The organism is Streptomyces sp. T028, from assembly GCF_048159505.1.
Classification (GTDB): Bacteria; Actinomycetota; Actinomycetes; order Streptomycetales; family Streptomycetaceae; genus Streptomyces.
In genome coordinates this window covers 309,234-334,088 of sequence record NZ_JBLRVZ010000009.1, presented here as the reverse complement: position 1 = coordinate 334,088, position 24,855 = coordinate 309,234, and the positions used below count along the sequence as shown (strand labels likewise).

Here is a 24,855-nt window from a genome sequence, read left to right as displayed (position 1 = left end):
GGCCCCACTCCTCGTTGTGCGTTGGTTTCAGTCTTGGTCTCATTTACATCCGACATTTCAGGCATTCCGCTCACATGTGCAGCTCGCCGCTCCCGCGAGCTTTGGCCCCATTCAGGGGGCACCCACGGATGCGGTGAGGCGATCACCAGGCGTCATCCGCGCATGTCCGCACCCTTCGCAGATATAGGGGTATGTTTTATGGAGGCGTACTTCTATATCTAGGACGTGGCATGGACAAGCCTGCCGAGATGTTCGACCGGGACTACGAGTGGTCGGCGCTGAGGCGATTCATCACCGACCCACAGCCGGGCGCGACTCTCGGCGTGGTCTCTGGACGTCGCCGCCAAGGCAAGACCTTCCTGCTGGATGCCGCGTGTCGCGCCGCCGGAGGTTTCTATTTCGGTGCGACCGAAGCTACGGACGCCGAGTCGCTGCGGAGGATCAGCACCGCGCTGACCGATCATGTCCGGCCCGCCAGCCCGTTCCACTTCGCCAGCTGGTCCGAGGCGGTCGACGCGCTTCTTGCTCTCGGCTCCGAACGCCCTGTCCCCGTGGTGATCGACGAGTTTCCGTACCTGGCCAAGGCCAACCCGGAACTGCCCTCGATCATCCAGGAGGCTCTGCGGCCCCTGCGTGATCAGCGCACTGGCTCACGCACCCGACTGCTGCTGTGCGGCTCGGCGCTGTCCTTCATGGGCCGACTGTTGTCGGGCAATGCCCCGCTGCGTGGACGGGCCGGGCTGGAGTTGGTCGTCCGCCCGCTCGACCACCGCCTCGCGGCCGAGTTCTGGGACATCACCGACCCCCACCTGGCCATGAAGGTGAACGCGATCGTCGGCGGTACGCCCGCCTACCGGCGGGAGTTCGCGCGCGGAGACACCCCGGCAGGACCGGACGACTTCGACGACTGGGTCGTCCGTACCGTCCTCAATCCCGAGACCCCCCTCTTCCGCGAGGCTCGCTACCTGCTCGCCGAAGAACCCGATCTCCGCGACACCGCCCTGTACTTGTCCGTCCTGGCCGCCGTCGCCGACGGCAACGCCACCCGCGGCGGCATGGCCGGCTATCTGGAACGCAAGGCCACCGATATCGCGCATCCCATCAACGTCCTCGAAGATGCGGGACTACTGCACCGTGACGCCGACGCGTTCCGCGACAACCGGCCCACGTACCGAATCGCCGAGCCACTGATCGGCTTCTACCACGCGATCATGCGCCCGGTCTGGGACCAGCTCGAACGCCCCGGCAGCGCGCCACGGGTTTGGCAGGCCAGCCGCCGACGCTTCGTCAGCAACGTCCTCGGACCTCATTTCGAACAGGTCTGCCGCGAATGGGCCCTCCATCACGCCGATCCCGAACTGCTGGGCGGTCTGCCCGCCCGCGTCGGGCACGGTGTGGTCCACGACCCCAAGGCCCGAATCGGCCATGAGATCGACGTGGCGGTCGTAGGTATCGCCGACGGCGCCAAACCGCCTCTCCTGGCCATCGGTGAGGCCAAGTGGAACGACACCATGGGCATGGCCCACATCGACCGCCTCCGGCACATCCGCGACCTCATCGCCCAGGCCGGACGCTACGACACGAGCCGCACCCGGCTCATCTGCTACAGCGGAGCAGACTTCAACGACAAAGCACGCGCCATTGCCGAGGCGGACCCTGGCGTCCAGCTGATCGACCTGGCAACTCTCTACGGCCAGGTCTGATTTATAGCCATCAACCATCCCTGGCTGGCATCTGCGCGCTCTCTCCCCAGCGAGCCGCACCTGGACCAGGGGATGGGTGCCGCAGTCGCCTGGAGCTGCGACACCCATCAACCGCCTACCTTGACTTCGCATCGCCTCCTGGGGTTCGCCCAAGAAGCGAATTCATCACGTTCAGGGCCGCCCTCTGACGCCCAGCCTTCCTCGACCACACCGCCGGGCGGACCACCCCGAAGAAGAACAACGACCCCAGGACAAGGCCCGGCGCCGCCGAGATGACGGCGATGGTCTCGTTTCCTTGAAAGGCAGCCGCCAAGGGGCCTGCACTGGTTGCCGCCACGCCCGCCGACGCAAGCCGGCGCAAGGCGCGCCCAGGAGGCGCGGCACCCACCGCCTGAGCGGTTCGCCCTCACCAGCCCGGATGCCTTCGATGGGTCGACCTCGAGGAGATCTGCCACCTTGCGCAGGGGCATTGGCTCGGCCAGCCACTGCGACAGTCGCCTTGCGCTTGGGCTCACTCGGCTTCCTTCTGCGGTCCGTCGAGTTCGTCGGACTCGCCCTCGGGCATCTGCTCCGAACCCAAGGCGAGGAACTCGCCCAAGAGCCCGAGGCGGTGCAAGGCAGCGCCCATGCGTTCGCCGCTGATGCGCCCCCACAACAAAGGGTCCATCTCGTCGACCACCTGGATGTCCGACTCGTTGCGGATGGGCGAGTATCCGTCATCACATCGGCTCGCGCGGTCGACAAGGCTGTGCGGATCCGTCGTGCGCTCGGCCGGATCAGCCCGTTCCACCGCCCAGCCGGCCGCGTTGGCGGACCGGACAACCTCGTCACGGACATCGTCGCCTTCGGTGGCCAGCGCCAGACCATACAACGCGCCGAACACCATGGCCGACCTCACCTCGGCGACGTCGACGCAGAGCCTCCTCGACACTCGCCCGGCCGGCTTCCGGAGGTAGGGGATGACGAAATACAGCGCGAGCAACTGGCTACGCTGAGCCAAGTTCGGCAGGTCACTACGGGCATCGCGGCCTACGCATCGCCACAGCGCGTCCCGAAGAGCAACGTCGGTGGCATCTCGCGCCGCCGCATCCTTCGCCTCCGAGAGCGTGAGGTGTTCACCCATCGAACACCTCTCCCCGGGCGCATGTGGACACACCAACTGCCCACCGAGCAACTGCGAAACCTTTGGCTCGATCGATCTAAAGACGTCTGCCGAAGGCAGCAGGGACACGGCCCCTCCTCTTGTGGTTCCGCCAACGGCAGGAGGCTCACCGCGTCGAAGGGCGACTATCCGCACCAGCCGATGCATGCGCTGGCGGGAGTGAACGACACGGGGTGACCGAGTGAAACGGTGTGTCCCAGCGATCAACATCGGGGAAGACTCCGGGATCATCCATCCGCATCCTGAGCCTGACTGGTTCAGCGAGCCTGGTAAGGGCGCTTACACCAGGAGTATGGTCTCTAGTATGGCGACGAAAAAAGTCACGGTGACGATCCCCGAAGATCTCCTCGACGAGATCCGCGCCGACGCGGCTGAGCGGGGACTTTCGGCGTATGTAGCCGAAGCACTGCGATTCAAGCGCGATCGGGACCGGCTGCTGGAGCTGGTCGACTGGCTGCAGGAGGAGCACGGGCCGGTCACGGCAGACGAGCGCGCGGCAGCCCTCGCGGAACTGGACGATCTCGACGCCGAGCACGAGCGCCGTCGCACCGCCGGAGGACACGATGCCGGAGAGGCCGCGTGAAAAAGCGCGCCGGTGAGCACAGGCAGCGGCCACTGCGCGTCTTCGTACTCGACTGCGAAGCCCTGTCCCTGGCCGTGCGCGGCGACCGCAGGATGATCGCCTGGCTCGCCCTCGCGGCCGGGGGTGAGGCCGAAGTGGTGACGTCTCCCATGACGCTGGTCGAGGCGTACGACGGCAGGACCACCGAGCAGCGCTGGGACTGGGTGCTCTCCCGCCTCAAGGTCGCCGATATCGGAAAGGACGAGGCCCGCCAGGCCCGGCGTCTCTTGGCCGACGCCGAGCTGCACGGTCACAAGTACGCGATCGATGCCGTGCTCGCTGTCATCGCACGCCAGCAGAAAGGGCAGGTCACAGTCTTCACCTCGGACGTAGACGACCTGGAGAAGCTCCTCCCGGACACCATCGTCGTCAAGAAGGTATGACCCGGCGCTCTGGTCTCAGTTCTGGTCTCATTCATCCCCGTCCAGCACCGTCCGCCGCCCTCCCGATGCCCTCTCCGCCGCAGGTCAGGACGCCCCCGTACGTCCCCGAACCCCCAGACGAACATTTGGAAAGCGTGTTGGGGGCAACCCCTCCCGAGTTCGAATCTCGTATCCTCCGCACTTGCCTGATCAGGCAAAACGAAGGGCCCCGCTGGAGACCAGCGGGACCCTTCGTCGTTGTCCTCAGTCGCCGTTGTCCTGGTTTTTGTCCACAGTGGGCGTTTCCAGGGCTCCCCAGATGGCATCGGCGATCTGCCGGGCGACGTCCTTGAGCATGGCGTCCGACACATGCAGGTACCGGGTCCGCATGCTGCAGCCGGGCGTTCCGAACCCCCGCGTCTTCCAGCAGTCTCTTCCAGTCGTGGTAGTCCGTGTTTGGGCTAAGTGGGCCGCCCAGCGGCTTGGTGAACACGTAGTCGGACTTAGCCCACAGGTCGCCGGCCGCCCTGCGCTCGCGTTCTTGCGTCTCGGCGTGGGCCCGGAGCATGGCGACCAGCAGGCCAGGCAGCGGCACGGCACGCCGGCCCGCGCGCAAGCCGGTACTTCTCCTCCTGGCCGGGTCCGATCTGTCGATGATGGAGGCGCTGAACAGCTACGACCGTCCCTTTCACGGGGCCGGGAAATGATCGTGGGACCGCTGAACCTGGCCGACATCGGCGAGATGCTCGGCCTGTCACCGGCAGCCGCGTTCGACGCCACTGACCAGTCGTAAGGTCCGGAGGCCCGGAGACGCCGGGTATGGCTTGTTGATCTGCGTCCGCAGATCCCACTCGTAGCTGATGGTCACGGTGGCAACCCTGAGGCAAGTCTCGACGCGGGCCCTGGGTGACCCCCTCGGCGGGGTGGGTCGGCCGCCACGCCGAGGGGGTCTGCTTGTTCTCCGCCGCTTCGCTGTTTCCGGTCGCCTGGCCAGCGCGAACAGGACAGGGCTCAGGCGGGGATGCTGGTCGGGCCGGTGGGTCGTCTGCGCGCAGCCAGGGCCATGAAGGGTGTTGCGGAGTCAGGCGTGGGCCTGTCGGGGTCGGTTGCGCCTGGCGCGGCGCTTCATCGCACGGCGCTCGTCCTCGCTCAAGCCGCCCCACACGCCGGCGTCCTGGTCGGAGTCGAGCGCCCACTGCCGGCACTGCTCCATCACAGGGCAGTGATGGCAGAGGGCCTTGGCTTCCTCCAGCTGCAGCAGCGCCGGACCGGAGTTGCCGATGGGAAAGAACAGCTCAGGGTCCTCCTCACGGCATGCCGCCTTGAAACGCCAGTCCATGGCGATCCTCTCTGTCATGAGTCACGGAACGGGATGAGGAATGGGATGAGGCGGCGAAGCCGGCCGTCAGTCGATGTCCTGGACGAGCTGACGGGTGAGATGGTCGAGGTCGAGGTGACGGTGCTCCGTACCGAGGGGCACGGCTTGGCACGTCCGTTTGAGGAAGGCGGCGATCATCCGGGCCGGGGCCTCCAGCACGGCGTACGCGTGGCGAGCCTTCAACGTGATCTGCACGGTGTTCACGCCATCGCGGCGGGAGGGGCTGATCTCGACATCGCCGGCGCCGACCGGCTCGAGCAGGCCGCCGATGAGCAGAGTGCGGGCGAAGACCCAGTCCATCGTGTCGTCGTCCACGCGGAGGCTGATGCGCACGGCGTAGGGGTCGGTGCTCTTGTAGCAGAGGTCTCCCGGGAACAGCACCGCCCTCTCGTCCGGGACGACGAGTCTCCACAGCACCGGTTCGGAGCTGACCATTATCGGACCGGGCGGTCGGCCTTCCCCTTGTGGCGAATCCGGAAGCAGCTTGCTCCGATCCGCTGCCTCATGGCCCACCGACTGATCGCGCGGTCCGGTTCCGGTTGAATTCTGGCTCATCGAGTGTCCTCCCCTGCTTCCGAGACGGCTCCCGGCTGTGCGGATCTTGCTTTACTTGTGAGGGATGCGAGGTATCTGCGAAGGGACGCGGCCGAATCTCGATCTCATACGCTGCTGAGAAGCTCCTCGAGCATTCGCCCGAAACTCTCCTCACACGTTTCCGAACCTGCGGGAAACCGCGAGGGTTCGCTGGAGTAGGTCTCTTGGTGCATCGACAAGGCGCACAGCGAAGGATCTGCCACGTCGTGGCGGAGGCTCACGGTCACCGCACTGTCCTGCATGTTCGTGGTCAGGAGTTCGGCACTCACATCATGCTCGATGATGTTCATTCTGAATTCCCGTGAATCCGATGACAATTGATTGCTGCTCGGATCAGGCCGAGTTCTGCTGCGCCCTGCTGGAATCAATGGTCACAGGCCGTGGGGGCCGGGGTGAAGAGTGCTTATTACCCTGGGGTCGGCGACCCCAGGATCACCCGTGCACAGGGTCGGGCACTCCCGTTTCCCGCAGGGCAGGAACAGCGAGCTCGCTCATCTCCGGACGCGTCACCAGCAAATTGATGCATCGCCGGCAAAGGGCCTGCCGAGAAACAGCCCGTGGCTTCCCGCTGGGTGGCTCACCGTACGGCACGGCGCAATTGAGCGTCCAGCATCACGACGGACGAAGGCAACGGCGTCTGTTGACAGGAAGGCAGGCGCGATCGATCGGCCATGGCGGTACCACGCCGGTCGCCCGTGCCGTCGGCGTCCGCGAAGCCACCGTGTCCGCCGAGCCGGCGGTCATGCTGACGCGGCCAGCGGAGCCGAATCGTCGCAGTGGAGCAGCTGCTGGAATGCCTGCTGGTCGGCTGGGGTCATCCAGACGAGTCGCTGGTCGGCCTCGGCGACGAGGAAGCTGTGGCAGTCGACGCCGACGGAGCCGACCTGCGGATGGATGATCCGCTGCGGGCGCGGGGGCACGGAGACCTCGTGGTCGTCCCACAGTGCGGCGAAACGCGGGCTGCGGGCTCGCAGGGTCTCGATGAGCTGGGCGCTCGCGGCGTCCCGGCCGCGGCGGGCGACGGCGGCGCGCAGCTCGGAGACGTAGACGCGGGCGCGGTGGTCGTGGTCCTCCTGGGGGTAGAAGGCACGTGCTTCCGGGTCCGTGAACCACCGGTAGGACAGGCTGGCGTCCGGTCCCGTGCCGACGGGCAGCTGCGGGAGGAGCCGGGCACAGGCGATGTTGCGGGCCAGGACCTCATGGAGGTCGCTGAGGATCATGGCGGGGGTGTCCTGGAGCCGGTCCAGCAGGTCGAGCAGCGCCGGGCTGAGGTGCGGTGCGTCGACGGACGGCGGGACCTGGTGGCCGGCGAGGTGGTAGAGGTAGGCGCGCTCGCGGGCGTCGAGGACCAGGGCGCGGGAAAGGGCGGCCAGGATGGACTCCGACGGGGTACGGCCGCGCCCCTGCTCTATCTCGATGTAGTAGTCGACCGACATGCCCGCCAGCCGCGCGACCTCGTCGCGACGCAGGCCGGGCACCCGGCGGCGTGGGCCGGCGGGCAGGCCGATCTGGCCCGGCTGCAGCCGGGCGCGGCGTGCCTTGAGGAACATCCCCAGCTCCGTGCTGTTCATGGATGGGCTCCGGTAGTCGTCGGGCGCCGGAGCACGGCGCGTTGTTCGACCGCCCGCAGGACGTCGTCCTTCCAGGACTTCACAGGGTGGTGTGGGGGGTGGGTCCGGGACGGCGCCGCTGGGGCGACGAGCCGGGTGTCGTGGCCGGTGGTACGGAACCTCACATCGGTGATGTCGTAACGGGTGAGGGGGCGGAGTGAGCCGCCGGCCGACAGAGGACCTGTGAGGACGCCGATGTCGTGCTGGGCGCGCTGTTCGTGCCGGACGTACGCGGTGCTCATGCGTCTCCTGAGGTCGCTGATGGGGCGAAGGACGTGAGGTCAGGCGTTGGTGGGCTCGGGTGCCTGGGAGCCCAGGGAACGGGGGCGGGCGAACAGGTTGCCGACACGCGCCTGTTCCTCGGCGGACCGGGGCAGAAGAAGCGCCGCGAGCACATACACGGCGGTATTGACGGCCAGGCCCGCGACACCCGAGGTGAGGCCGGCGAGCCAGGGCACGGAGACGGGATGGGCGAGTTGCAACAGGGCGGCGGTCACCGAGCCGGCGACCATGCCGGCCACGGCTCCGGTGGCGTTGCCGCGCCGCCACGCCATCCCCAGGTAGAGGGCCGGCGCGAGCTGGCAGATGGCCTGGTACGAGAGGATCGCCAGGCTGACCAGACCCGCGCCGGTGTGGAGGGTGGCGGCGGCGGTGAGCGCGGCCAGCACGGTCAGTACGCCGACAGAGCGCTTGGCCGCCCGGGTCTGGGCATCGGAATCGCCGTCGCGCACGGGCAACAGGTTCTGGCTGACCTGGACGCCCAGGGCCTGGAAGTTGGCGTCCACATTGCCCATCGTCGCGGCCAGCACGACCACACCCGCCAGCGCCAGGACGAAGGGGCCACCCCGCTCGGCCAGGAGGAAGAACACCTCGCTCGGCGCCTCGGCGACACCGGGCACGGAGCCCGCCAGCAGGGCGAGCAGCGTCAGCGCGACGGAGAACAGGAACAGCCAGGGCGCGGCCTGCACCGCCGACCGCCTGACGGTCTCGGCGTCGCGGGCGGTGAAGAAGCGGACGAACATGTCGGGCCAGCACCAACTGCCCAGCGCGCCGGTCAGGATGAGGGACATCAGATAGAGCGCGCCCTCGGGGCTGCCGGGCCCCGGCAGAGTGAAGTACGCGGCGGGGAGCGCGGCCAGGTCATGGCCGCCGACGAGCAGGTCGGCGATGAGGCCGAGGATCAGCAGTCCGCCCAAGCCGTAGGCGACCAGCCCCTGGAAGACGTCACTGACTACGATGCCGCGCATGCCCAGGCGTACGGTCCATATCTGGCGCAGCAGCAGGAAGCCGATGCCGATGACGATCGCCGCCTGAGGGCTGACCCTGCCGAAGGACAGGTAGGAGAACACCAGGCCCAGCGACTGCATGCCCAGGACGATCCACGGGAAGGACGCCACGACGCCGATGAGGGCCGCGACCACGCGGACCGGGCGCGACCCGTAGCGCATGCCGAGCAGGTCCGCCTGCGTGCGCAGGTTCCAGCGCCGACCCCAGTCGTGGACGGTGCGGGCCATGAGGTGCATCAGCACCAGCGTGAGGAGGCTGTACGGAACCCAGTAGAAACCGATGATGCCCGCAGAGGCGGCCAGCCCGGCGAAGGTGATGAAGACGGTGCCGGGCAACCAGGTGTTGAGGAACGACATGGTCTGGTACCAGCTGCCGAAGGACCGTCCGGCGACCGCGTACTCGGTGATGTCCTGCCCGGCGCGGCGGCTGCGCTCCAGGAACGCGATCAGAGCGACGAAGAAGGCCGCGACGGCTCCGTAACCGATGACGAGGTTCACGCCCGGCCCTCCCCACCACGACGTCTCGCCCCGATGCCCTGCAGGACGGGGAGGGCGGCCATGACGACGGCGCTGCCACCGATGACGTAGGTGAGCGCGAGGGCGGCACTGCCCCTGCCGAAGGCCCGGTGGAGCGGCGGGAAGAACGTCGCCGGACAGTCGAGCGCGAGCAGTCCGAGGAGCAGCGACCGGTGCGGACAGTGGGCCGTGTGTTGTCGGTGGTGAGAGGTGGTGTGGGTCACGAGCAAGCCTCCTCATGGGAGAAGGACGGCGGGATGGGCCCCTGGCCGGAAGGTTCCGGCAGACGGTATGGTGCATATGCCGGAACGTTCCGGCCGGGCAAATGTACCGGCTGCCGGAACGTTCCGGCAAGACCCGGATTCAAGGGGGAGACAGACAACGTGAGCGACCCGATCCCCGGCTCGGACGGCGGGCGTCCGGCCGGCCGCCCAGTCACGATCATCGACGTCGCCCGGGTTGCGGGCGTCTCCAAGACCACCGCGTCCGACGCCCTCTCCGGCTCAGGACGCGTCTCGGAGTCGACTCGATCACGGGTCGCGACAGCGGCTGCCGAACTGGGCTACTCGCCCAATACCGCCGCGCGTCATCTGCGGCAGAGCAGAGTCGGCACCATCGGGCTGCACATCCCGCAGCGCGTCATGGGCCTGCCGTTCTACATGGAGTTCGCCTTCGCAGCCGCCCGCCGGGCTCAGGACCACGGGCTCGATCTCACCCTGCTGGCCCCCGGGCAGCGAACCTCGGGCGTGCCACGGGTCCGCGCCGACGGCCTGATTGTCATCGACCCCATGCCGAGTGACCCGGTGGCGACCACCCTGATGAAGGCGGAGGTCCCCGTGGTGTGTGTCGGGCAGTTCGAGGAGATCACACCGGCACCGGCGGGCCTGCTGCACGCCGACCACGGCAGGGCGATGACCCAACTGATGGAGCATCTCGCCGCGGCCGGGGCGCGCAACCCCGCCTTCATCGGTACGGATGCCGACTTCCAGTCCGACTGGGCCGTCCTCATCCGCACCTCCTACCAGCGGTGGTGCCAGGAACACGGAGTCCCCCCGCACATCGGTGAGATCGCCACCGACGCACCCCCGCAGGCCGTGGATGCCCTGATCCGGCAGATGCTTGCCGACCGTCCCGAGGTCGATGCCCTGGTGTGCGGCCCCGACGGCACCGCTCAGGTGGCCGTGCGCACGCTGCGGTCCCTGGGCCGGAAGGTGGGCGACGACCTGCTGCTGGCCGCTTGCGTGGACGGGGCCGGACTGCCGCTGAGCGCTCCCCCCGTGACCGCGATCAATCTCCGCCCCCAGCCCTACGGGCAAGCCGCCACGGATCTCCTCGTCGGCATCCTCTCCGGCGCCGTCCGGACACCCGCCGAGCGCCACCACGAGGTCGAACTCGCGGTACGGGCCTCCAGCGGTGACATCGGGGCTGAGTATGCGTTCTTACAGCGGCCGGCACCATGAGGTGGCTCGGTGCAGATGGCCGTATACCGGTGGCGAGTCGGGTGTTTGAGATCGTAGAGCTCGCGTCCTCCGCAGCCGCCTGAACAGGCGAAACGAAGACCCCGGACCGCTCAGCGGCCGGGGTCTTCGGTGTGCCATGGTCCCAGTTTTGGTCTCATCTGTTTCTGACATTCAAGGCACTCTTCTCATGCGATGCAGCCCGCCGCCCTGGGGAACCGCGGACGCAATGCTGCTCGAGGATCACGCCCGCGGATGCAGGAGACGCGGTACAGCGATCTCGAGCGTCGGCTTACACATGCGCGGTCCAACGTGGATGGTGTCCCGCCGCGTGACACCTGGCGGTGCGCGCCGCCAGGGCCCCTGCTCCGCGGCCGCACGTCAACTGCGAGCGGCTTCACCCGGTCTGCATCGCGCGCCGCCGTTCTGCACTCATGACGTTCCTGCTGGACGAACTGCCGTGCCGCCGGAGGGTTCTCATTCGGTGCGACCGAGGCCGCCGACACTGAGTCGCCAAGGGGTCCCAGGGATGCGGTCACCGGGTGTGGATGCCGCTGTCGCCAGGAGGTCGGCCGGGGTTCCCAGCCGACCGCTCCTCTGCGGGCGGTCCTTCTCGGCGGCCCGGCGCCCCGGCCTGCGGCGGAGCGTGATCCGGCCCGAGCCGTGCTCCTCGGACGAGGTGCACCCGCCACTCGGGCGACCGCCCGGCCGGTCCGCGACGAGCGCACCGCCACACTGACGTCCCTGCCCAAACCGGGTGCCCACTTGGTGTACACGTACGACTTCGGGGACTCCTGGGAGCACCTCATCACCGTGGAGCAGTTCCAGACAGCCTCAGCCGGGCGCCGGGTCGGCGAGGACCACGCCGACCTCACATCCCCGACGTTCGGGGCTTGGGCGTCGGCTACACGGCGACGAGGCGCACTCTGTCGCCGCAGAGCTTCGTCATGTCGTCGATGTCCGAGGTGAGCATGGCGACCGGGCGGCGCTGACGCAGCGCCATCTCGGCCACGGCGGCGTCGATGGCGTATTTGTGACCATGCAGCCCGGCGTTGATCAGCATGGCTGAGGCGGCCTTGGCCTCCTCGTCGCCGATGTGCACGATCCGCACGCCGGACAGGACCCACGCGAGCCGCGCCTTGTCGGTCCGGCGATGCACCGCTTCGATGATGGTGAGTGCGCTGATGACCACCTCCATGCCCCGCTTGCGGGCTTCGGCGATGAGGGCGACGACCGGCTCGTGATCACTGACGAACTTCGACAGACCCTCGCAGTCGAGAACGAGGGTGCCTTCGTGGCTCAGCTTGCGGCGGGCCACTGCCCCTCCTCGGCGAACACCTCGTCGAAGACCCGGCGTGCCCGCTCCTGCTCGTGCTCGGAGATCGGCCCCTGGCGGCGTTCGTAGTCGGCCAGGTACTCATCCAAGATCTGACCCCGCAGCTCGCGCTCCACCGCTTCGGTGATGAACGCGGAGAACTCACGCTTGCCGACCCGTCGGCGGATCGCCTCCGCTGTCCCCTCGGGGAGGGAGAGGCTGACCCTGGTGGCCGGCCCTTCGCCGACGTTGTAAGGAATCTCGCTCATGGGGCCGACATTATCAAACAAGTAGGAATTTGACCGGGATGCAGCACCCGTCGAACGACGCGGGCCGCCCACCCGTCACCTCGTGGTCTCAGTTGTGGTCTCATTCACCTACGTTCAGCTGCGTCCGAACGCCGCTGGACAGTCCGCTCCACGGCCGGTCAGGACACCCACGACCACCTCCGAACCCTCAGGCGAACAGTTGGAAAGCGTGTTGGGGGCACCCCCTCACGAGTTCGAATCTCGTATCCTGTGCCGAGGCTGACCCCGGCGTCCGGCTGATCGACCTGGCAACCCTCTACGGCCAAGTCCGACGCGTACCATCAGCCATCCCGCTGGCATCTGCACGATCTCTCCCCAGCCAGCCACTGAAATCCGACGAATGCTTTCGCCGATCTTCTGACTCGGCGCCGAAGCCACTTCGGTTTGCCGGCGCGCTCCGTTGGAACCTCTGCCGCCCGGCACACGGTTGGTGCGCCGTCATCAACCCGCACTCCCGGCCGAACCGGCCGCCCGCCCTGTCGGGAGGTTTGTGTGCGTCGTTTCATCGGGCGGGATCGCGAACTGAGCGTGCTCGGCAACGCCTTGCAGGCGGTTCGCTCTGCCATCGGGTCGGCGCAACCGGGGCAGTGCGTCCTCATGCGGGGAAGGCGGCGGGTCGGCAAGTCCAGCCTCGTCGAGGAGTTCCTCCGGCGTACCGAGACGCCGTACCTCTTCTTCACCGCGGCAGGCGGCACCGCGCAGGACGAGCTGTCGGAGCTGCTCGACGCCGTCGCCAGATCCACCCTTCCGGAGCGGGAACTGTTCTCGGAGGAGACCCCCGGGCAGTGGACCTCGGCATTCAGGCTGCTCGCCGAGATCCTTCCCGACGACAGCCCGAGCGTGGTCGTCATCGACGAGGTCCCGTATCTCATGGACCGCATCGACGCCTTCGAGGGCATGCTCCAGCGGGCATGGGACCGGCTGCTCAGTCGTAAGCCGGTACTCCTCCTCCTGGTCGGATCCGATCTGTCGATGATGGAGGCGCTGAACAGCTACGACCGCCCTTTTCACCAACGAGGCCGGGAAATGATGGCGGGGCCCCTGAACCCGGCCGACATCGGTGAGATGCTCGGCCTGTCACCGGCAGCCGCGTTCGACGCCACTCTGATCACGGGAGGCTCCCCCTGATCTGCGCCGAGTGGCCGGCCGGAGCAGACGTCTGGGAGTTCCTCCGCGACTCGCTGGACAACCCGATCTCGGCCCTGCTGGTCTCCGCCGAGCGCTCACTGGCCGCGGAGTTTCCACCCCAGGCGATCAGCAGGGAGGTACTGCGGGCCATCGGATCCGGGGAGCGAACCTTCACCAACATCGCTCGCGCGGCCGGCGGCATCGCCCACACCACTCTCACCCGAGCCACCGACGTCCTCACCGAGAAGAGAGTCGTGGCCGCCGAGCTGCCGCTCTCACCGAGGCCGTCGAAAGAACGCCGCTACCGAGTGGCCGACCCTTACCTCCGGTTCTGGCTCGCGTTTCTGGACCCTCACATGGCGGAGATCGAACGAATGCGGGGAGACCTCACCCTGAGCCGCATCAAGGAGCGGTGGACGAGCTGGCGGGGCCGCGCGATCGAACCCCTCGTCCGGGAATCCCTCGCCCGTCTCCTGCCGGACGGGCTCCTGCCCGCCCCCCCCCCGGCGATCGGCGGGTACTGGACCCGCAGCAACGGCGTGGAAATCGACCTGGTGGGCGCCGACCGGCAGCCGGTGGCCAAGGAACTGCTCTTCCTCGGTTCGGTCAAATGGCTGGAGAACTCCGCGTTCGACAGCCACGACCTGGCCGCACTGCAGAAGCACCGCGCGGCAGTCACCGACGAGCCCGTACCGCTCGTGGCGGTCTCCCGTAACGGGACCAGCTGTTCCGGGCTCCAGGCGGCGTACGAACCCGAGCAACTGCTCAGCGCTTGGCGCAGGGTGTGAGCAGCGGGCCGGATCTCCCAGCGGTTGCAGAGGCGAACACGTCCCCCTTGCCCTCCCAGTCGGCGCCGGCAGCGGTCCGCTCTTGCTCTTGGGCGTCGTGGTGCTGGGAGTGCGCGTACTCCGGAGAGAGGCGCAGGCAGTGTCAGACCCGTGCAGGATCATGACGCCGGGACCGGTCGACCTTCCTGGAGGAACGTGGTGGACACCGACTTGGTCCGGGACCTCGGGGTGCCGGACAGACGCAAGGCTGCGGCAGACGAATTGGTCGCGCTGGGGGCCGGGGCCGTGGAACGACTGGTGCGTGAGCTGACGGACGAGGAATCATCCGTACCCTGGCGATCGATCACCGACGTACTCCAGCGAATCGGTGACTCGGGCTTCGACGGAATGCTCCAGGGTCTCGTCTCCGCACCCAACGCGAGTGCACGCAAGCACACAGGCTTTGCCTTCTCCCGTCTCGGCCCTGCCGCATTGGACCGCTACACCGCGACCCTCTCCCATCTCGTGCCGTTTGTACGCCTGGAAGCGGTCCGTGGAATCCAGCACTGCGGCGATGCCGGCAGGACAGTCGTTACAGCCCTGCTGCCGCTACTCGGAGACCCGGACCAGCGAGTCGCCCGCCAGGCACAGGACGCTCTGATCTCGCAGGGATCGCATGTGGTTCCCCTGGTCCAGCGCATCCGAGAACTGGGTCCCGGCCGACAGCGGGCGCGGGCCTTGACCGTGCTCGCCGAGCTGGGCGGCGAGCCGGCGCTGTCCCGCGCCGACGTCGGTGCGATCGAGCGACTCATCCGCGTCAAGCTCCCGGACGACCGACCCGAAGGAATATGGGGGTGCTGGAATCACTGGATCGCCGTCCCCAGCGGTGACCAGGCCGGAATCATGCGGATCCTCGGCGTGGTCGATCCAAGACCTGTGACGTTCGCTCTGGGCAATGACATCGTCGATGCTGACAGCCATGGGCCGGACGCCCCCTACACCGGCTACGAACGGGTTTTCGTGACGCCCGAGTTGGATGGCTGGACCCTCGTCCTCGGCCCCTGGTGCGACCCGTGCGGCGAGGAACGGCGTGAGGAGGTCCTGCGTCTGTGCAACGACCTCAGTGCGCGCTACGGGCGGGCCCAGGCGTACTACTACGGCGGCCAGGGCGACGGCTCCGCCTGGCTCGTCGCCGAGCAAGGCACCGTGATCCGGCGGTACTGCGAAACGGGCGAGGAAGGGGACGAGTTGCTGACTCTCGGCGAGCCGTTGCCGTACGAGCGCGCACGCCGTAGGGAACTGGGCCTGCAACCCGACTGGGACGCAGCACAGGAAAGCCAGGAGGACGAGGACGAGTGGCGATGGGCTACGCACGACATGGCCGCCGACCTCGCACACTCCTACGGCATCAGCCCCCTCCACATCGGCCCCGACACACCGTCACGGGGAACCGGTGTCATCGGCCTGACTCCGTACGGCGTCACCCATGGCGTACCAGCGGGGGCTTACCGCATCTGAGCAAGGGCGAGAGCAGGGACAACGCCGGTTACTCCGCCACCGACTCCAGCGGCACCGGTGAGCCGATGAACGCAGGTGAACGGCCCCGTACGAGCGCCACCACTCCAACCGCCACAGCTGGAAAGCACGTTGGGGGCAGGCCAGAACCTCAGCCGCTCAGGCCCAGTTCACCCGCGCGCATCCCGGCCTGGAAGCGTGAACCTGCTTCGAGTGCGTCGAGTAGTTCGGCGACACGGCGGCGGTAGGTTCGCAGGGACATTCCAAGCTCCCGTGCGGCTGTCTCGTCGGTGGCGCCAGAGCCCAGCGCGCGCAGGACGCTCCGGCTCTCGGCATCGAGCCGGGGCTGCTCGCCGCGCAGGAAGCCCTTGAGGTCGGTGGCCGTCTCCCAGGCGGCTTCGAACAGCGTGTACACCCCGCCGACCAGGCTGGGTGCGGTGGTCAAGGTGTACTCACGGCCTCCGGGGGCGTTCAAGCCGGCGAGGATCGCGAAGCGGCGATCGATGATGATCGTCTCGTGCGGGAGAGTGGTGGCCGCGATGCGCACCTGAGCGCCGTTGTCGACGAGCTCGCTCAGGTGCTCGCGACCGCGCTCGTCAGCCAGCGCAGCCGGACTGAACAGCTTGCGGATCCGACGTGTGCCGCCCGCCCGCATCCGGTCGCGGGCGGCCTGCCGGGCACCGGGGCGAGACCAGGTGTCGAGGTCCCGGGCAGCACAGACGAACTCCTCACGGACCGAGGAGAACAGATGCTCGGTACGGGCGACAAGCTCCAGGTCACCGCGGATCGTCACCATCTCCACCACGCGGCCATTGTGCCCGATGGCAGCAAGCTGCCACGGGTGCACAGCCCGAACGCCCCGACAGCCAGGCTGAGTTCATGAGCAATGACTTCCGCGACTTCCGCGACTTCCACGACTTCCGCGACTTCCGTGACTTCCGTCTTGGTGGCGACCTTCTGATCAACCGGATCGGCTTCGGGGCCATGCGCCTGCCCACGAACAGCTTCCACGGCCCGGCCCGCGATCCCGAAACCGGTCGCGCCGTCCTGCGCCGTGCCATCGAACTCGGCGTCACCCACATCGACACCGCCGCCTTCTACGCCAGCGGCGACGGCACCGTTCGAGCCAACGCCCTGATCCGCGAGGCACTGCACCCCTACCCGGCCGGCCTGGTCATCGCCACCAAGGTCGGCCCCGTCCGCACCCCCGACGGCGGCCTCGCCGCGACCACCTGCCCCGCAGACCTGCGACCGCTGGTCGAAGAGAATCTCGAAACCCTCGGTGTGGACCGCCTCGATCTGGTGTACCTGCGCATCGGAGGCATGGCGCCGCCGCCGCACGGCGAATCCGTCGCCGCACGCTTCGAGGCACTGGCGGCGATGCGCGACGAGGGCCTGATCCGCCATCTCGGCCTGAGCAACGTCGACACCGACCACCTCGCCGAGGCCCGAGCGATCGCACCCGTCGCAGCCGTCCAGAACCACTTCCACGCCGCCAAACGCGACGACACAGAACTCCTGACCGCCTGCGAGCGGGCCGGCATCGCCTACGTGCCGTTCTTCCCACTGGGCGGCGGCCTGAGCGACCTCACCGGTGACCGCCTGGCCAAGGTCGCGGAACGGCATGGGGCCACGGTCCCGCAGATCGCCCTGGCCTGGCTGCTCGCCTCCTCACCCGTCACCCTGGCCATCCCCGGCACCGGCTCCCTCGCCCATCTGAAGGAGAACACCGCGGCCGGGTCGATCACTCTCACCCCAGAAGATCTCTCCGATCTCACCTGACCAAGGGCCACTCGGCACGGCAGGGCCTTGTGGCCCCTGGCTGTCGCGGCCCGCTGAGGCGTCGAATGGAGGCGGAGCCGCGAGCCTCGGCTCAGGTCGGTCTCGGATCGGTCTCAGGCAGAAGGGCGGTGTCCGATGGATGGCACAGGCGGTGCGGGAGGGGGCCGTGACGGCTTGGCGGAGGCCCCGGCTCGGCCGGGCGGCCGTCTGTACGGTGTTCTGACGAAGGACGTGGCGGCTGCGGGCCTACGCTCCGGTTGTCGCTCCGGAGCGCCGGTGACCGACGCCGAACTGGCCGGGCTGCCGGACGCCGTACAGCGCTATCTGCGGTTCATGGGGGTGGTCGGCAGGCCCCGCGACTGGTCGTTCCGGGTACGGTTCACCGGCCGTTTCCGGATGCGTCCCGGCTCGGGGTGGGCGGCGGCGGAGTCATGGCAGTACAACTGCGCCGTCGGCATCACCCGCGTCTTCGCCCTGCGGATCCGCTTCGCGCACCTGGTGCCGGTGTACGGCCACGACACCTACGCCCACGGTCGGGGGCGGCTGCGCGTCAAGGTGATGAACCGGCTCCCCGTCGCCGACGGCAGCGGGGAGGAGTACGACATCAGCGAACTGATCACCTGTCTCAACGACGCCGTCCTGCTGGCCCCGTCGATGCTCCTGGGCCCCGCCACGGCGTGGGCGCAGGTCGATGACCGGTCGTTCGACGTGACCCTGACCGACGTCGGTCACACGGTGACCGCACGGGTGTTCCTCGACGAGCGCGGCGCGCCCGTGGACTTCCATGCCGACCGGTACGCCACGCTGCCGGACGGCCTGATCCTGGCGCGCTGGCGGACACCGGTGACGCGGTGGGTCACCGCTCCGGGACGGCGGCCGCTGCCCGGCCCGGCCACGGCCGTCTACGATCTGCCCGACGGGCCGTTCCCGTACATCGAGGGCCACTTCGTGCCGGACAGCCTGGTCCACAACATCTCACCCGCCCACCTGACCTGAGGCCCCGTGCCCCTGTCCGTCAGTCCCCCGTTCGTTCACGTTGACGTCGTCGGCCCGTGACCGCGGTGAGCAGCACCGCGAGGAGTACCACGACATCCACGGCGAGCCCCACTCGCGTCGCGGATGCCATGAACGCGAGCACCGGCACCGACAACGCCGTGGCCAGAACCGCGACGGCCGCCCAGCGTCGGTGATCGACGGCCACCAGTACGGCCGCCGCCACGAAGAGCACCGCGGCCGAAAGCCACACCGCGCCTGTCACGACCGCGGCCGGCGAACCGGGCCGAGGGACAGCGTCCGTGTACCTCAGGTCACCGGGCTGGGCGATCCGCCACAGGAGCACCACACCCATGAGGTGGACGAGACCGTGCCCGGCCGGCGCTGCGGCTGCCGCCCACCGTTGCCCTGCGGCCACCCGCCGGGACCGCCCGGGCCGCCCGGGCCGGGTGACGCCGGACCCCGTCACGTGTCACGCGCAGCCCCCGCGTCGTTCGCCATGGCTTCCACTCCAGGGTCGGGACTCACCGTTTCACCGCACGAACGTGCCCGCCGCCGCACCACAGTCATAGGGCCGCCCGGCCCGGATCGTGCCGACCGTCGGCCCCGCTCCCGTCCGGGCTGACGCACGGCGCCCGCCATCCGGGACAGCTGTACGGCTTGGCGGCTGGTCATGGGACACCGCTGCGTCATCCGGCGGAACGAGCACAGCGCCGATATTCGCTTGCGCACCATCGTCACGCGGGCCAACGTCGCCCGACACCTGACGAAGGCGGAGAAGATGACCACGCAGCCCCACCCGGTCGACCACGAACTCATCGAGGCCGCGGCGCACGTCGCCCGCACTCGCTGCCGGGGCGACAACCACACCATGGCAGCCGCGGCCCGCGCCCGGGACGGCCGGATCATCACCGCGGTGAACGCCTACCACTTCACCGGAGGACCCTGCGCCGAGCTGGTCCTCATCGGCGCGGCAGCCGCCCAGGGCGCCTACGAGCTGGACACGATCGTCGCCGTGGGCGACCGCGACCGAGGGGTCGTTCCCCCGTGCGGTCGGTGCCGGCAGGTCCTTCTCGACTACTTCCCCGCCCTCAAGGTCGTCGTCGGCAAGGACGACCGCATCCGAACCGTGCATATCACCGACCTGCTGCCCGAAAGCTACGTCTGGGCCGACCACCAACTCGAGGCCGAGTGAACCGCGCCCCTCGGCGAGCGCCAGGGCTGGGCCGTCCGCGGTCCAGCCCGTGAAGGACGTCCTGCCTGTCGGCGGACCGGGAGGTGTGGGGCTCTAACGGCGGCGGGGTGTCGGGAAGGTCAGGAGGGTCAGGGACAGGGCGAGAATGGCCAGGCCGGTCCAGGAGGTGGCCGGGAGGCGTTCGGCGAGGACGGTGACGCCGAGGACGGCGGCCACCGCGGGTTCGGCCAGCGTCAGGGACGTGGCCGCCGACGCGGACGTACGGCGCAGTCCGTGGCCGAAGAGACGGTAGGCCAGATAGGCGGTGAACAGGGCGAGGTACGCGGCCACCGCCGCACCTCGCGGCGTGGCGATCCAGCGCATGTCCACGGACCACAGCAGCGGCAGGACCAGCAGCCCGGCCGCGCCGAACAGCACGCCCATCACCGCGTCCGAGGAGTGCCCGCGGGTGATCAGCCTGCCGCCGATCAGGGAGTAGACGGCGTAGGACAGCCCGCCGCAGGCGGCGAGCGCCACGCCGGTCGGGTCGATCGGTGTGGCGGCGCCGGTGAGTTCGGGGCCGAGGACCAGGAGCGCGCAGCCGAGTACGGCGGCCGCGGTGGCGGCGGTCCAGCGTGCGGTCGGTCGCCACTGTCCGGTGCGCCAGGCCAGCAGGCCGGTGAAGACCGGCGCGCTGCCCAGTGCGATCACGGTGGCGACCGCCACCCCGGTCCGGGCCACGGCCGGGTAGAAGGCGACCGGGTATCCGGCCACCGCCAGCGCGCCCAGGGCGAGCAGTCGGCGCTCGCGGCGCGTGCAGGCGGCGGGCAGGGAACGGGCGCCTCGGGAGGTGAGGAACATCAGGATGCCGCCGAGGGCCAGCCCGGCGGAGCCGATGGCCACGGCGGGCGCGCCGGCGGGGGCCAGGGAGCCGGCGGTTCCGGTCGTGCCCCACATCACGGCTGCGATCAGGATGGGGGCGGGTCCGCCAAGGAGTGCGGTGCGAGAGGGGCGCGGGCGACCGGCGTGGGACGGGCGCGCGGGGGTCAGGGGGGTGGTGCGGTTCGGCACAGTCGTGAACTTCCGTCGTCGAATACGTCAGGGACTGGATCCGCAACGGGCGCACGACAACAGCCCCTGACCGAGTTCGCTCGGTGGGGCCGGGGAATCAAAACCGCCGGTGTCCGCGCCCGTCAGGCGCAGGGGGGCGGCGTGACGGCGTGCCAGTAGGTGTTCACCCGACCGATGCTACCCGGGAGGCAGGGCGCGGGAGGGTGCCGGTCGGCCCCCCGACCCGACCCTGCCTCAGCCCACCGGCGCCACGGTCGTCGTCCCCCGAACCACCAGGCGAGGCTCCACGACATCCTCCCCGGCAGGGGCGTCGCTCGTTTCCAGGCGGGCCGTGACATGGGTGACCGCGAGTTCGGCCATGCGGCGAATGTCCTGGGCGACGGTGGTGAGGTCGACGTGCGGGAGGCGGGCCAGGCGGCTGTCGTCGAAGCCCACGACCGAGAGCTCGCCGGGGACCGTGACGCCGGCGCGGAAGAAGGTGTTGAGCGCGCCGGTGGCGCACGCGTCGTTGAAGGCCAGGACGGCGCTGGGCCGGGGAGTGCCGGCGAGGAGGGCGGCGGCCGCGGCGGCGCCGTCCTCGGCGGCGAGTCCGCCGGGCAGCACGCGGACGCGGTCGGCGAGGCCGTGGCGGTTCATGGCGGTGCGGTAGCCGCGGCGGCGTTCGGCCGCGCCCGGTGCCCGGCCGCCGTCGATGTGGGCGATGTCGCGGTGGCCGAGGGCCACCAGGTGGTCGACGGCCAGCCGGGCGCCCTCGTCGTCGGCCGTGCGGACGACCTGGACACCCGGGACCGCCGGACGCAGCCGCCGGGCCACGGAGACCAGTGGCAGGAGGGCGGCGAGTTCGGCGAGCCGTGCGGCGGGGGCCCGGGAGCCGAGCAGGATCAGCGCCTCGCAGCGGTCGCCGAGCAGCGACTCGACCGCCTGGCGCTCGCTGCGGCCGGCGGCGACGGGGCTGAGGGCGAGCTGGTAGCCGACGGACTCGGCGGCGGGGTAGAGGTGTTCGACCAGGTCGGTGTGGAACGGCTCATGGATCTCGAACTGCACCCCGATCAGGTGGGTGCGGTTGCTGCGCAGCAGCCGGGCCCGGGAGTCGGGGCGGTAGCCGATCTGGCGGGCGGCTTCGAGGACGCGCTCACGGGTGGCCTGGCTCGCGCCCTTGGCGCCGCGCATCACGATGGAGACCAGCGCCGTGGACACGCCGGCGCGGGCGGCGACGTCGGCTAGTGTCGGCCGGCGGCCGTCGGGGACCCCGGGGGTCGGTGGCACGGCGGCCCTCCCTGGTCGAGTGCGTGGTGACAGCTCACACATGGGCTCGGCTCGCGTACGCCCTCGGCTCGCGTACGCCCTCGGCTCGCGTACGCCCTCGGCTCGCGTACGCGCTCAGCTCGCATGTGCTGTCAGCCGACGATCGTAGACGAGGACGAACGCTCAGGTCAGATGTACTGCAACGTTCTAGAACGGATGTCTTGACATGGCCGTCCCGGCCTGGCGTACTGACCGCAGACTTCTAGAACGTTCTAGTCTCTGAGAGGGGCGAACGACGATGTTCACGCTGGCGGTCTGCGCCGAGATGGTCTTCCGGGACCTGCCCGTCGACGAGCGGGCACGGCGTATCCACGACGAGGGGTTCCAGGTCGAGATCTGGGACTGGACCCGGCACGACCTCGACGCCCTGGCCCGCACCCCGGCCGAGTTCTCCTCCATGACCGGCTACATACGAGGGAACCTCACCGACCCGGACGGCGCGGCCGAACTGCTGCGCACCGTCGGGGAGTCGATCGACGCGGCCGAGCAGCTCGGCTGCCCCCGCCTCAACCTGCACGGCACCGGTCTGGACGGCGAGGGCCTGCCGGTGGTGCCGGTGAAGGGCGAGCCCACCGAGGAGATGTGGGCCGCAGCCCGTGAAACGCTGAGCCGTATCGCCGAGTTGGGTGAGCGCGCCGGTGTGGTCTTCACCCTGGAGAACCTCAATACGGCCGTCGACCACCCCGGGGTCCCCTTCGCGAAGGCGGCCGACACGCTGGCCCTGGTCGCCGCCGTGGACCGGCCGGGCCTGCGCATGAACCTCGACCTTTACCACGCGCAGATCGGCGAGGGGAACCTGATCGAGCTGGTCCGCCGGGCCCACGGCCAGGGGCTGATCGGCGAGATCCAGGTGGCCGACGTGCCGGGCCGCTGCGAACCGGGCACCGGTGAGATCAACTACCCGGCCGTCGCCCGCGCCCTCACCGACCTCGGCTACGACGGCACGGTCGCCATGGAGGCCTGGGCCTCCCAGGACAGCGAGGGCGCCCTGCGCCGCTTCCGCACCGCGTTCACCGTCTGACCGGACCCCGTCTCCCTCCCCGGCGGCACAACGCCCACGGAGAACTCATGACCAGCTCCCAGCCCCTGGCCGTGGGCCTGATCGGCACCGGCCGCATGAGCTCCTTCCACGCCGAGACGCTCGCCCGCCGGCTGCCCGGCGTCCGGCTCGCCGCCCTCGCCGACCCCGCCCCGGGCGCCGCGCGGCGCCTCGGCGACCGGCTCGGCTGCTCCACCGCCCACACGGACGTCGCCGAGCTGCTCGCGGACCCGCGGATCGACGCGGTCGTGATCGCCACGCCGGCCCGCACCCACGCCGACCTGGTCGAGGCCGCGGCCCGGGCGGGCAAGGCGGTCTACTGCGAGAAGCCCATGGCGACCACCCTCGCCGACGCCGACCGGGCCATCGCCGCCGCCGGGAAGGCGGGCGTACCGCTCCAGGTCGGCTTCAACCGCCGCTACGACACCGCCTTCCGCGCCGCCCACGACAAGATCACGGCCGGCGGCATCGGCACCCCGCAGCTGCTGCGGTCGCTCCCCCGCGATCCCGGGTTGGCCGACCCGTCGCGGATCCCGCCGTGGACGATCTTCCTGGAGACCCTCATCCACGACTTCGACACCCTGCGCCATCTCAACCCCGGCGCCGAACCCGTCGAGGTCTTCGCGATGGCCGACGCCCTGGTACGCCCCGACTTCAAGGACCGGGGGCTGCTCGACACCGCGGTGGTCACCATCCGCTTCGGCAACGGCGCCCTGGCGACCGCCGAGGCCGGCTTCCAGGCGGTCTACGGCTACGACGTCCGCGGCGAGGTCTTCGGCTCGAACGGCATGCTCACCATGGGCGACATCCGCCGCACCCACCTCACCGCCTACGGCCCCGACGGCATCACCGCCGACTGCACCTCGTACGACCAGGACCTCTTCCAGGAGGCCTACGTCGCCGAACTCGCCGACTTCACCGACAGCGTCCGCACCGGGCGCACCCCCTACGTCACCGGTCAGGGCGCCCGCGCCGCCCTGACCATCGCGCTCGCCGCGGTGCGGTCGGTGACCAGCGGGGGGCCGGTGCGGATCGCCGACCTCGACGATCACTAGGGCCCACCAGGACCTGTCCGGCCGCATGGTGGCCCTCTTGTGCCCGAAGTGCGGCGCGCGCATGGTGGCTTTCCGCCATGGGACCGAGTCGGCCGAACCGAGTCGGCCGAACCGAGGAGCGTACGCATGCCGCAGAACCCCGAGCTGCACATCTGGTTCCAGCCGGTCAACGGGGAGGCGTTGGCCGTCAGGAGCCGTGACCACGAGACCCTGGAAGCGGCCGTCGCCGCGCTGGACGAAGCGCTGCGGCAGGGCCGCACCTTACGGTTCGCCCTCACCGGCCCCGACGACGCCGAGAACGGCTTCGCCCTGGTCGACTTCACCAAGGTCGTGGCGGTCAGGGTCTGGCCGGAGCCGATGAAGGGCGCCGACGGCCAGTACCTGTGACGACGACTGCCCTCAGCCCGCCCGAACTCCCTTTCCAGAGCTCGATAAAGACGCCATCGCCCCCACATCAACTCCCATCACGCCCACAGGGCCCCCTATCACCAGAAGCCCCGAAGTATCGCTTCCATAACGAGTGATGGTTGAGATGTGAACGAGTGGGCGGAAAGGTGTGAAGATCGTCGCAGCGGTCGAACGTGCCCTCCCCCCATGCGCGCTCCCGCCCACTCACGTTCTTCACCCACGTTCTTCTCGGTCGCGGCACGGGGCTCCCGCAGGCCACGCGGCGGCGGCTGAACCAACTGAATCAGAAAGGGTCGAGGGCCCTC

General features: G+C 69.4%; 26 protein-coding genes and 3 pseudogenes. 14 read left to right on the top strand and 15 right to left on the bottom strand.

The window, feature by feature from the left end; genetic code table 11:
• The first annotated feature begins 230 nt into the window (after positions 1–230).
• Entirely contained in the window at positions 231–1,703 is a 1,473-nt protein-coding gene (locus ACLZN2_RS10415; RefSeq protein WP_416978072.1) for an AAA family ATPase, read from the top strand.
• 511 nt (positions 1,704–2,214) lie between these two features.
• Here the strand turns inward: ACLZN2_RS10415 and ACLZN2_RS10410 are convergent.
• On the bottom strand, positions 2,215–2,826 hold the full coding sequence (locus tag ACLZN2_RS10410; protein ID WP_416978071.1) for a hypothetical protein: 612 nt from the start codon (positions 2,824–2,826) through the stop codon (positions 2,215–2,217).
• Between the two features lie 343 nt (positions 2,827–3,169).
• Between ACLZN2_RS10410 and ACLZN2_RS10405 the strand changes: the two genes are divergently transcribed.
• Both ACLZN2_RS10405 and ACLZN2_RS10400 read left to right on the top strand, forming a co-directional pair.
• Positions 3,170–3,448, top strand: coding sequence for a CopG family transcriptional regulator (locus ACLZN2_RS10405; RefSeq protein WP_416978070.1), 279 nt, complete (start codon positions 3,170–3,172; stop codon positions 3,446–3,448).
• A complete protein-coding gene (locus tag ACLZN2_RS10400) occupies positions 3,445–3,870 on the top strand; it encodes a PIN domain-containing protein (protein WP_416978069.1) in 426 nt (141 codons plus the stop codon). Before ACLZN2_RS10405 ends, ACLZN2_RS10400 begins: the two co-directional genes overlap by 4 nt.
• Positions 3,871–4,113: 243 nt before the next feature.
• Here ACLZN2_RS10400 and ACLZN2_RS10395 read toward each other — a convergent pair.
• A pseudogene (locus ACLZN2_RS10395) lies at positions 4,114–4,477 on the bottom strand (site-specific integrase); the annotation flags it as partial.
• Here ACLZN2_RS10395 and ACLZN2_RS10390 point away from each other — a divergent pair.
• A pseudogene (locus ACLZN2_RS10390) lies at positions 4,458–4,627 on the top strand (ATP-binding protein); the annotation flags it as partial. The pseudogenes ACLZN2_RS10395 and ACLZN2_RS10390 sit on opposite strands and share 20 nt — an antisense overlap.
• Positions 4,628–4,930: 303 nt before the next feature.
• Here ACLZN2_RS10390 and ACLZN2_RS10385 read toward each other — a convergent pair.
• From ACLZN2_RS10385 to ACLZN2_RS10355, 7 genes are all read right to left on the bottom strand, one after another.
• Positions 4,931–5,188, bottom strand: a complete 258-nt coding sequence (locus ACLZN2_RS10385) for a WhiB family transcriptional regulator (RefSeq protein ID WP_416978095.1) — start codon at positions 5,186–5,188, stop codon at positions 4,931–4,933.
• A 66-nt stretch (positions 5,189–5,254) separates the two neighbouring features.
• Positions 5,255–5,662, bottom strand: a complete 408-nt coding sequence (locus ACLZN2_RS10380) for an SsgA family sporulation/cell division regulator (protein WP_416978068.1) — start codon at positions 5,660–5,662, stop codon at positions 5,255–5,257.
• 224 nt (positions 5,663–5,886) lie between these two features.
• Positions 5,887–6,111, bottom strand: a complete 225-nt coding sequence (locus ACLZN2_RS10375) for a hypothetical protein (protein ID WP_416978067.1) — start codon at positions 6,109–6,111, stop codon at positions 5,887–5,889.
• 450 nt (positions 6,112–6,561) lie between these two features.
• Positions 6,562–7,392, bottom strand: a complete 831-nt coding sequence (locus ACLZN2_RS10370) for a helix-turn-helix transcriptional regulator (protein ID WP_416978066.1) — start codon at positions 7,390–7,392, stop codon at positions 6,562–6,564.
• The gene (locus tag ACLZN2_RS10365; protein ID WP_416978065.1) at positions 7,389–7,673 is read right to left on the bottom strand and encodes a hypothetical protein; all 285 of its coding nucleotides are present in this window, start codon (positions 7,671–7,673) and stop codon (positions 7,389–7,391) included. Before ACLZN2_RS10365 ends, ACLZN2_RS10370 begins: the two co-directional genes overlap by 4 nt.
• A gap of 39 nt (positions 7,674–7,712) precedes the next feature.
• The gene (locus ACLZN2_RS10360) at positions 7,713–9,215 is read right to left on the bottom strand and encodes a sodium:solute symporter family protein (RefSeq protein ID WP_416978064.1); all 1,503 of its coding nucleotides are present in this window, start codon (positions 9,213–9,215) and stop codon (positions 7,713–7,715) included.
• On the bottom strand, positions 9,212–9,457 hold the full coding sequence (locus ACLZN2_RS10355) for a hypothetical protein (RefSeq protein WP_416978063.1): 246 nt from the start codon (positions 9,455–9,457) through the stop codon (positions 9,212–9,214). The genes ACLZN2_RS10360 and ACLZN2_RS10355 overlap by 4 nt, the downstream gene beginning before the upstream one ends.
• A 159-nt stretch (positions 9,458–9,616) precedes the next feature.
• Here ACLZN2_RS10355 and ACLZN2_RS10350 point away from each other — a divergent pair, with 159 nt between their 5' ends.
• Together ACLZN2_RS10350 and ACLZN2_RS10345 are read left to right on the top strand one after the other, a co-directional pair.
• Positions 9,617–10,693, top strand: a complete 1,077-nt coding sequence (locus ACLZN2_RS10350) for a LacI family DNA-binding transcriptional regulator (protein WP_416978062.1) — start codon at positions 9,617–9,619, stop codon at positions 10,691–10,693.
• 660 nt (positions 10,694–11,353) lie between these two features.
• Positions 11,354–11,659: an IS1096 element passenger TnpR family protein gene (locus tag ACLZN2_RS10345; RefSeq protein WP_416978061.1), complete on the top strand. Its 306-nt coding sequence runs from the start codon at positions 11,354–11,356 to the stop codon at positions 11,657–11,659.
• Here ACLZN2_RS10345 and ACLZN2_RS10340 read toward each other — a convergent pair.
• Both ACLZN2_RS10340 and ACLZN2_RS10335 read right to left on the bottom strand, forming a co-directional pair.
• Entirely contained in the window at positions 11,595–12,008 is a 414-nt protein-coding gene (locus ACLZN2_RS10340; RefSeq protein ID WP_416978060.1) for a DNA-binding protein, read from the bottom strand. The genes ACLZN2_RS10345 and ACLZN2_RS10340 overlap by 65 nt on opposite strands.
• The gene (locus tag ACLZN2_RS10335) at positions 11,990–12,274 is read right to left on the bottom strand and encodes a hypothetical protein (protein ID WP_149827015.1); all 285 of its coding nucleotides are present in this window, start codon (positions 12,272–12,274) and stop codon (positions 11,990–11,992) included. Before ACLZN2_RS10335 ends, ACLZN2_RS10340 begins: the two co-directional genes overlap by 19 nt.
• Positions 12,275–12,805: 531 nt before the next feature.
• Here ACLZN2_RS10335 and ACLZN2_RS10330 point away from each other — a divergent pair.
• Both ACLZN2_RS10330 and ACLZN2_RS10325 read left to right on the top strand, forming a co-directional pair.
• Positions 12,806–14,229, top strand: a pseudogene (locus ACLZN2_RS10330) (ATP-binding protein).
• A gap of 198 nt (positions 14,230–14,427) precedes the next feature.
• Positions 14,428–15,726, top strand: a complete 1,299-nt coding sequence (locus tag ACLZN2_RS10325; RefSeq protein WP_416978059.1) for a HEAT repeat domain-containing protein — start codon at positions 14,428–14,430, stop codon at positions 15,724–15,726.
• A gap of 148 nt (positions 15,727–15,874) precedes the next feature.
• On the opposite strand, the gene ACLZN2_RS10320 is transcribed toward ACLZN2_RS10325, so the two are convergent.
• Positions 15,875–16,519: a DNA-binding response regulator gene (locus ACLZN2_RS10320; protein WP_416978094.1), complete on the bottom strand. Its 645-nt coding sequence runs from the start codon at positions 16,517–16,519 to the stop codon at positions 15,875–15,877.
• An 83-nt stretch (positions 16,520–16,602) separates the two neighbouring features.
• Here ACLZN2_RS10320 and ACLZN2_RS10315 point away from each other — a divergent pair, with 83 nt between their 5' ends.
• A complete protein-coding gene (locus ACLZN2_RS10315; RefSeq protein ID WP_416978058.1) occupies positions 16,603–17,505 on the top strand; it encodes an oxidoreductase in 903 nt (300 codons plus the stop codon).
• Positions 17,506–17,781: 276 nt separating this feature from the next.
• A complete protein-coding gene (locus tag ACLZN2_RS10310) occupies positions 17,782–18,501 on the top strand; it encodes a DUF6544 family protein (protein ID WP_416978057.1) in 720 nt (239 codons plus the stop codon).
• Positions 18,502–18,520: 19 nt separating this feature from the next.
• On the opposite strand, the gene ACLZN2_RS10305 is transcribed toward ACLZN2_RS10310, so the two are convergent.
• Positions 18,521–18,853 carry a hypothetical protein gene (locus ACLZN2_RS10305; protein WP_416978056.1) on the bottom strand — a complete coding sequence of 111 codons (333 nt, stop codon included), beginning with the start codon at positions 18,851–18,853 and terminating at the stop codon, positions 18,521–18,523.
• 426 nt (positions 18,854–19,279) lie between these two features.
• Between ACLZN2_RS10305 and ACLZN2_RS10300 the strand changes: the two genes are divergently transcribed.
• Complete coding sequence (locus tag ACLZN2_RS10300; protein WP_416978093.1) at positions 19,280–19,693, top strand: cytidine deaminase; 414 nt, start codon at positions 19,280–19,282, stop codon at positions 19,691–19,693.
• A gap of 93 nt (positions 19,694–19,786) precedes the next feature.
• Here ACLZN2_RS10300 and ACLZN2_RS10295 read toward each other — a convergent pair whose 3' ends face one another.
• Together ACLZN2_RS10295 and ACLZN2_RS10290 are read right to left on the bottom strand one after the other, a co-directional pair.
• Positions 19,787–20,743 carry a DMT family transporter gene (locus ACLZN2_RS10295; protein WP_416978055.1) on the bottom strand — a complete coding sequence of 319 codons (957 nt, stop codon included), beginning with the start codon at positions 20,741–20,743 and terminating at the stop codon, positions 19,787–19,789.
• A 234-nt stretch (positions 20,744–20,977) separates the two neighbouring features.
• Entirely contained in the window at positions 20,978–22,009 is a 1,032-nt protein-coding gene (locus ACLZN2_RS10290) for a LacI family DNA-binding transcriptional regulator (RefSeq protein WP_416978054.1), read from the bottom strand.
• A 277-nt stretch (positions 22,010–22,286) separates the two neighbouring features.
• Here ACLZN2_RS10290 and ACLZN2_RS10285 point away from each other — a divergent pair, with 277 nt between their 5' ends.
• From ACLZN2_RS10285 to ACLZN2_RS10275, 3 genes are all read left to right on the top strand, one after another.
• Entirely contained in the window at positions 22,287–23,069 is a 783-nt protein-coding gene (locus ACLZN2_RS10285) for a TIM barrel protein (RefSeq protein WP_416978053.1), read from the top strand.
• Between the two features lie 47 nt (positions 23,070–23,116).
• Positions 23,117–24,142 carry a Gfo/Idh/MocA family oxidoreductase gene (locus tag ACLZN2_RS10280; protein ID WP_416978052.1) on the top strand — a complete coding sequence of 342 codons (1,026 nt, stop codon included), beginning with the start codon at positions 23,117–23,119 and terminating at the stop codon, positions 24,140–24,142.
• A gap of 126 nt (positions 24,143–24,268) precedes the next feature.
• Positions 24,269–24,529 carry a hypothetical protein gene (locus ACLZN2_RS10275; RefSeq protein ID WP_416978051.1) on the top strand — a complete coding sequence of 87 codons (261 nt, stop codon included), beginning with the start codon at positions 24,269–24,271 and terminating at the stop codon, positions 24,527–24,529.
• Positions 24,530–24,855: the final 326 nt, after the last annotated feature.